Origin of the sequence: Aeromonas sp. ZOR0001, from assembly GCF_000801015.1 — a bacterium.
Classification (GTDB): domain Bacteria; phylum Pseudomonadota; class Gammaproteobacteria; order Enterobacterales; family Aeromonadaceae; genus Aeromonas; species Aeromonas veronii.
On the sequence record NZ_JRJY01000120.1, the window covers coordinates 38345 to 44608 of the forward strand.

Here is a 6264-nt window from a genome sequence, read left to right on the forward strand (position 1 = left end):
ACAATCTAAAAAACAAGACATGACTGGAGATAACATGAAAAAAACGATTGTTGCCATGCTGGTCAGTGGCTGTACCCTGATCCCGAGTTTGGGTCAGGCGCAGACTCTGGAAGAGTCGGTGGCACAGACACTTGCTACGCATCCCAAGATCAAGGAAGCGTTTGATCTTTATCAGGCACGGCTCTATCAACATGATGGCGCCAAGGGTGGCTATTATCCCACGATCGATCTGCGTGGTGGTGTAGGCTATGAAAAAACGGACAGCCCTACAACTCGTGCTCCTGGGTTCAGGGGCGATGATTCACTGACGCGTAAAGAAGCCGGACTCAGTCTGCGGCAAATGTTGTTCGATGGTTTTGATGTCAGCAACAACGTCTCCCGAACCGAAGCTGAAGCCAATGCCCAGCGTCTGGCGATGATCTCCGAAGCAGAAAATACCGCGCTGCGGGTGGCTGAGGTCTACCTCAATATGCTCCGTCAGCAGGAGATCCTGGAACTCTCCAAACAGAACCTGGAAACCCACGAGCAGATCCGCAGCGACATCAGCAAGCGGACTGATTCAGGGCTGGGCTCTACCGCAGACCAGACCCAGATCGATGGTCGTGTTGCCCGGGCCTATTCAAATCAGGCGGCTGCCGAAAACAACTATCGCGATGCAGAGAGTGAATTTATTCGTGTCGTGAACGAGGTACCAAAAGATCTGGTACAGCCGGTTCCCAATACCGAGCTTATCCCGACCAGCCTCGATACTGCCCTGAAAACGGCGACCGAAGTTCATCCGACCCTGCTCTCTTCCCTGCAGGATATCGAAGCGGCCAAGTATCAGCATGAGGGGGCCAAATCCGGTTTCTACCCGAATGTGACATTCGAGGTCGATCAGAACTGGAATGAGGATGTCGATGCGGGCAAAGGGCGTAACGATGATCTGACCGCCATGGTGCGGATGCGTTACAACCTGTTCCGTGGCGGTTCTGATGTGGCAGAGAGCAATGCAACGTCGGCGCTCTACTCGCAGGCGAAAGACATTCATTTGAATGCGTTCCGCCAAGTAGAGGAAGGCACTCGTCTGGCCTGGAACGCGAAAGAGTCGCTGGCCAAGCAAAAGACCTTCCTGAAAGAGCATGTTGACGCCAGCTATGACACCGTACAGGCGTACAAGAAGCAGTTTGGGTTGGGTCAACGGACATTGCTGGACGTTTTGAACACCGAGAACGAATTGTTCGAGGCGCGTCGCAGCTACATCACTGCCGAATATGATGCGCTGCTGGCGGACTATCGCATTCTCAACGCGACAGGCAGCCTGCTCAATGCATTTAGCGTCAAACAACCCGCTGAATGGCAGGCCAAGCAATAACCGTTTGCCCATGATCCTATCGGGATGATGAACGCCAACATGGTGACTACCTCTGGTAGTCACCATGTTTGGCTAAAGCTGATGGTTGTAAGGGGTTGAGGAGTGCAGCAGCAATAATGCAGCAGGTATATGACGTGACACTCCAGTGCGATAGCGGTGGCAGATGGTGTTATCTCCTCAATGAATGGAGATACCGATCGCTACGTGCTCTGCGCCACTCCTTATGGATCCTGCTGTTACCCTTTTCACTTCTGCTCTGTGCCAGTCAGCCTCTGCCACAGGAAGATCTCAACTTGATCAAGCGGGCGGAGCAGACCTATGGCGCCAGAGCCGGCAAGCGTGTAACCAGTTGGCGTATGCTGGTCATGGAGACGAAGGGCAGAGCACTGAGCGAAGAAAAAAAGCTCGAACGGGTAAATAATTTTTTCAATCGGATGCGTTTTATTGACGATATCAAGTTGTGGCGCAAAAAGGACTATTGGGCAACTCCGCTGGAATTTTTGGGGGCAGCCGGGGGAGACTGTGAAGATTTCAGTATCGCCAAATACTCTACGCTGCTCGAGCTTGGGATCCCGGATGATAAAATGCGGATGGTGTACGTCAAAGCTCTTGATTACAACCAGTTTCACATGGTGGTGGCATACTATGAGACCCCCTCTTCCGTTCCGGTTATTTTGGATAATTTGATAGGCTCGATTCGCCCTGCCACCCAGCGGCGTGATCTGGTGCCTATTTATAGCTTTAACGGTAGTCACTTGTGGTTGATGAAGGCGCGTGGCCAAGGGGAACTGGCTGGTCAATCATCCCGCTTGGGATTATGGAATGATTTACGCAATCGCATGACCTCGGGGCGATTGGCTCGGCCAGTGGTGAATTTGGATGATTAACCTATGACGCTCTATCGACAGTTATTAGCCACTATGTTGCTGCTGTTTGGATTGTTATTTGCGGCCACATACTGGGTGCAATTCAATTCAACCCGCAATTATCTGGCGCAGCAACAGGAAACAACGGTCATCAATACCGCAACCTCGTTGGGACTTGCGCTCACGCCCTATCTGGAAAACGGTGACAAGGTCGGTGCCGAATCGGTGATCCAGGCCATCTTTGACGGTGGTTATTATCGGATGGTTCGCCTGGATCTGCTGGCGTCAAAGGATGTCATCGAGCAGGAAAATACCACCAACATCCAGGGGGTGCCGCAATGGTTTGTGAATTTGGGACTGTTTCCCGAGGTATCCAACGAGTCAATTCTGACATCTGGCTGGCTGCAGCTTGGAAAATTAAAAGTGGTGGGTCACCCGGGCCAGGCTTATTACGAGTTGTGGCGGGGGATGAGCGAGTTGGCGAGCTGGTTTCTGGTCGGTTTCTTGATCACCACAATTCTGTTGATGAGAGCACTGAACTACTTGCTCAAGCCACTCAAACAGATCTGTGAACAGGCCGTCGAGATCGAGCTGCACCATTTTGGTCATACGATCCCGGAGCCTAACACTCATGAATTGAAGCAGGTCGTACAGGCTATCAATACCCTATCTGGCAAGTTGGCGGTTCAGTTCAAAGAGCAAGCCGATGAGGCCGAAAAATTGCGTGAGCGGGTTTATGTTGATGCCGTGTCAGGCCTTGGCAACCGTGCCTATTTTGTGGGGCAGGTGAACGCATGGATTGCGGAGGCAGGCCAAGGTGGTGTCATGCTGGTTGCGGTCGACATGCTGGATGATATCTATCGCGATGAAGGCTTTGCTGCCCGCGACAACATGGTCAAATCGATCGCTCAGGCCTTGAAAGATCAATTAAAAGGGTGGGATGGCGCAGCCTTGGCACGGATCTCTGCGACCGAGTACGCGCTGCTCTGTCCAACCAATGATCTCACCCAGTTAAAAGAGTTGGCTGAAGTGATTAATAGCCGTATCGCCGATCTGGTGGTGAATCCTATGGACGAAGGTGGAGCGCTCTCCGTCATCGGCATTGCCGGTCGTGATGGTAGTGATGATCTCTCTGCCTTGTTGACCAAGGCAGATAATGCACTTGGCAAGGCGCGCAATGAACGGCGCGGTGCTGTGGTGATGGAAGGGGGGACCGAACAAGGTTTGATGGGGCGTTTGGCCTGGCGCGATCTGGTACAAGATGCTATTTCACGGCAACTTTGGCGCTTCAAAGCTCAACCGGCTTGCCGCTTTGATAATGGCGCAAGATTGCATGCCGAGCTGTTTGCCTCTATCTCCCGTAATGGTACAGATTATTTTGCCGGTCAGTTCTTGCCCGCGATTGAACAGTTCAAACTGGGTGGTGAGTTTGACCAGGCGGTTCTCGATGCCTGCGTTCCTTTATTGCAAAAGCAGTCTGATCTGGTGCTTGCGATCAACATCACTGCTGGCTCGCTCTGCTCGGATGAGTTTTTAACCTGGCTGACTCGCTATCTGACCGAGCATGCCGAGTTGAAAGAGCGGCTGCTATTCGAAATACCTGAAGTCGCCATCATGAAGCATAAAGATAACGTCGCTGCTTTAGTGGGCACTTTGCAGGCACATGGCTTCCAGTGGGGGGTTGACCACTATGGTCGTCACTTCCAGTCTCTGGGTTATCTGGAGGAGTTGTCGCCAGCATATGTCAAAGTCGACCATGGTTATACCAGCCAGGTTATGGAGCCAGGAGCAGATACCTCATTCCTGGCAGCAGTGTGCCGCGCCGCGCACAATGCCGGTGTGACCACCATTGCGACCCGTGTCGAAGATCAACATCAAGTGGAATTGCTCTCCAAGCTGCATATCGATGGTTATCAGGGGTTTGTTCATCCCGCCTTTCCGTTGTCTTGAGTAAAACGCTATAAAATGGCCCCGAATGGGGTCATTTTTATATATATCTATTCTCTTTTTTCTATCTTTATATAAACAAAGCACGCATGGTGTCGAATGGGTTTGCATCTAGTGCTCTGATTTATATGGAAAAATCAAATCTTTCGATTTTATTTTACGTTTTTGTTTGATATGCATACATTTTTGCAACGGAACGGAACGCAATCTCCTTCTACGGTATAGACATCAAGATCTGTCACCTTGGAGCAATGGATATGCGTACCCAAATTATCGACAAGACCGTAGTTGTTTCAGCCATCGAAGGGAATGTGGAGATTGTATTGGCTGATGGAAGCAGTCGCCCTTTGCAGAAAGGAGAAATACTCCAACCCGGCGCCAAGTTGACCATTGCGGATGATGCCAAGCTGGCACTCTCCCCATATGACGATACCCCTGCACAGAATTCACCCACGGCTTCCGAGTCGGTTGAACCAGGTCAACCGCAAGGGGCCTCGCCCACCGGCGGCGCCCCTTCCGATATCGCCGCCTTGCAGCAATCGATTTTGCAAGGTGTGGACCCGACTCAAAACTTTGAGGCTTCTGCTGCCGGTGGGGCACCAGCGGCCGGTGGTGGCGGTATTGGTGGGGTCGCTGGATCTAGTGGTAACGGTGGCTTTGTCACTATCGATCGAACCGGTGATGCCACGATCGCGGAGGCTGGGTTTGATACAACCTACGAAACAGCCCCTGCAATCGATCAAACTCAAGTGGCCGATTTAATCCTGCCAAACGAGCTGACAGACCTTGATGAGAGTATTGTTACCAACGAGGATTCTCCCATCAGTGGCAATCTTCTCGACAATAGCACCAACCCGGATGGTCCGACGGCGGCAGCGATCGTCTCTTATGACTGGGGCATCAACCTCGGTGTGCCTGCTGGCGTTGCTGCCACTATTACCGGTGTGGGCACGCTGATCATCAATCCGGATGGGAGTTATACCTTCACGCCAGCGCCTAACTATGATGGCGCCGTTCCCTCAGTGAATTATCAGGTGACGGATGGCCAGGACACAGTGACATCAACACTCGTTATCTCCATCACGCCAGTCGATGAAGAAGTGGATCTTGCTGGGCTGGATCGGGAAGGGGGAGAGGTGCTAGTCAGTGATGCCAATTTGGCGGATGGTTCAACCCCTGATGCGGCAGCGTTAACTCAAGGTGGCGTGTTTACCTTCAATGCCCCTGACGGTGTCCAGAGTTTGACGTTGGGCGGCGTTGCATTAATCACCAATGGCCAGTTCGGTGTATCGTTTCCCCAAACCATTATCAGCCCGTTGGGAAATGTCCTGACAATCACAGCCGTGACCTATAACCCGGTGACCGGTGCAGGGCAAGTCAGTTACAGCTATATCCTTGGTGATAATGAAAACCATACAAGACCAGCCAATGACACCTCCTTGAGCGAAAGCTTTAACGTCGTGCTAATCGATAGTGATGGTGATACGGCCAGCGATACCCTTGATGTCACCATTTTGGATGACACACCAGTTCTGGCTGATGGGGAGGAACAATCCGTGCGCGATTTGGTGCACGAAGATGCGCTGACCAGCGGTAACAGCGAAGGGACGGGTCAGAGTGTGAGCGCAACAGGGCTGGCTGGTACCCTTAATGCGCTGGTCAACTTTGGTGCCGATGGGGCCGGTAGCTTTGGTCTGGGCAGTGATGTCAGCAGTCTGGTAGGGCTGGGACTGACCAGTGGCGGTGTAGCGCTCAGCTACAGTGTGGCGGGCAATGTGCTGACAGCCAGTGCGGATGGTGTGCCGGTCTTTACCCTGACTGTGGGGGAAGATGGCAGCTATGGCTTTACCTTGAGTGGTCCGCTGGACCATCCGACAGCAGATGGTGATGACAGCGAGCAACTGGCTGGCTTGGGCATCGACTTCTCTGGTGTACTGACCGCCACCGATGGTGACGGAGACCCGCTGACAGATGGCTTCCCGGCAGGGAGTTTTACCATCAACGTGGAAGATGATGTGCCACGCGTGGCTATCAGCGTCAACAGCAGTGCGGTGGCGGGGCTTGATGAGAGTGGGGCCAGCGGTACCGCCACCCTTG

General features: G+C 52.7%; 4 protein-coding genes. All 4 read left to right on the forward strand.

Annotated elements, in window-relative coordinates; all coding sequences use genetic code 11:
• Window positions 1-34 precede the first annotated feature (34 nt).
• Window positions 35-1354 (forward strand): TolC family outer membrane protein, encoded by a 1320-nt coding sequence (locus tag L972_RS15740; RefSeq protein WP_047439417.1) that lies wholly within the window; start codon window positions 35-37, stop codon window positions 1352-1354.
• 134 nt (window positions 1355-1488) lie between these two features.
• Window positions 1489-2241, forward strand: a complete 753-nt coding sequence (locus L972_RS15745) for a transglutaminase-like cysteine peptidase (RefSeq protein ID WP_231560935.1) — start codon at window positions 1489-1491, stop codon at window positions 2239-2241.
• Window positions 2242-2244: 3 nt separating this feature from the next.
• Window positions 2245-4170, forward strand: a complete 1926-nt coding sequence (locus L972_RS15750; RefSeq protein WP_047439418.1) for an EAL domain-containing protein — start codon at window positions 2245-2247, stop codon at window positions 4168-4170.
• A 254-nt stretch (window positions 4171-4424) separates the two neighbouring features.
• Window positions 4425-6264 (forward strand): retention module-containing protein (locus L972_RS21665; RefSeq protein WP_231560934.1); only part of this gene is annotated, 1840 nt, incomplete at its 3' end.

Excerpts from the sequence above, each read along its gene's own strand:
- L972_RS15740 (WP_047439417.1), top strand. The coding sequence starts at position 35 with ATGAAAAAAACGATTGTTGCCATGCTGGTCAGTGGCTGTACCCTGATC.
- L972_RS15750 (WP_047439418.1), top strand. The coding sequence starts at position 2,245 with ATGACGCTCTATCGACAGTTATTAGCCACTATGTTGCTGCTGTTTGGA.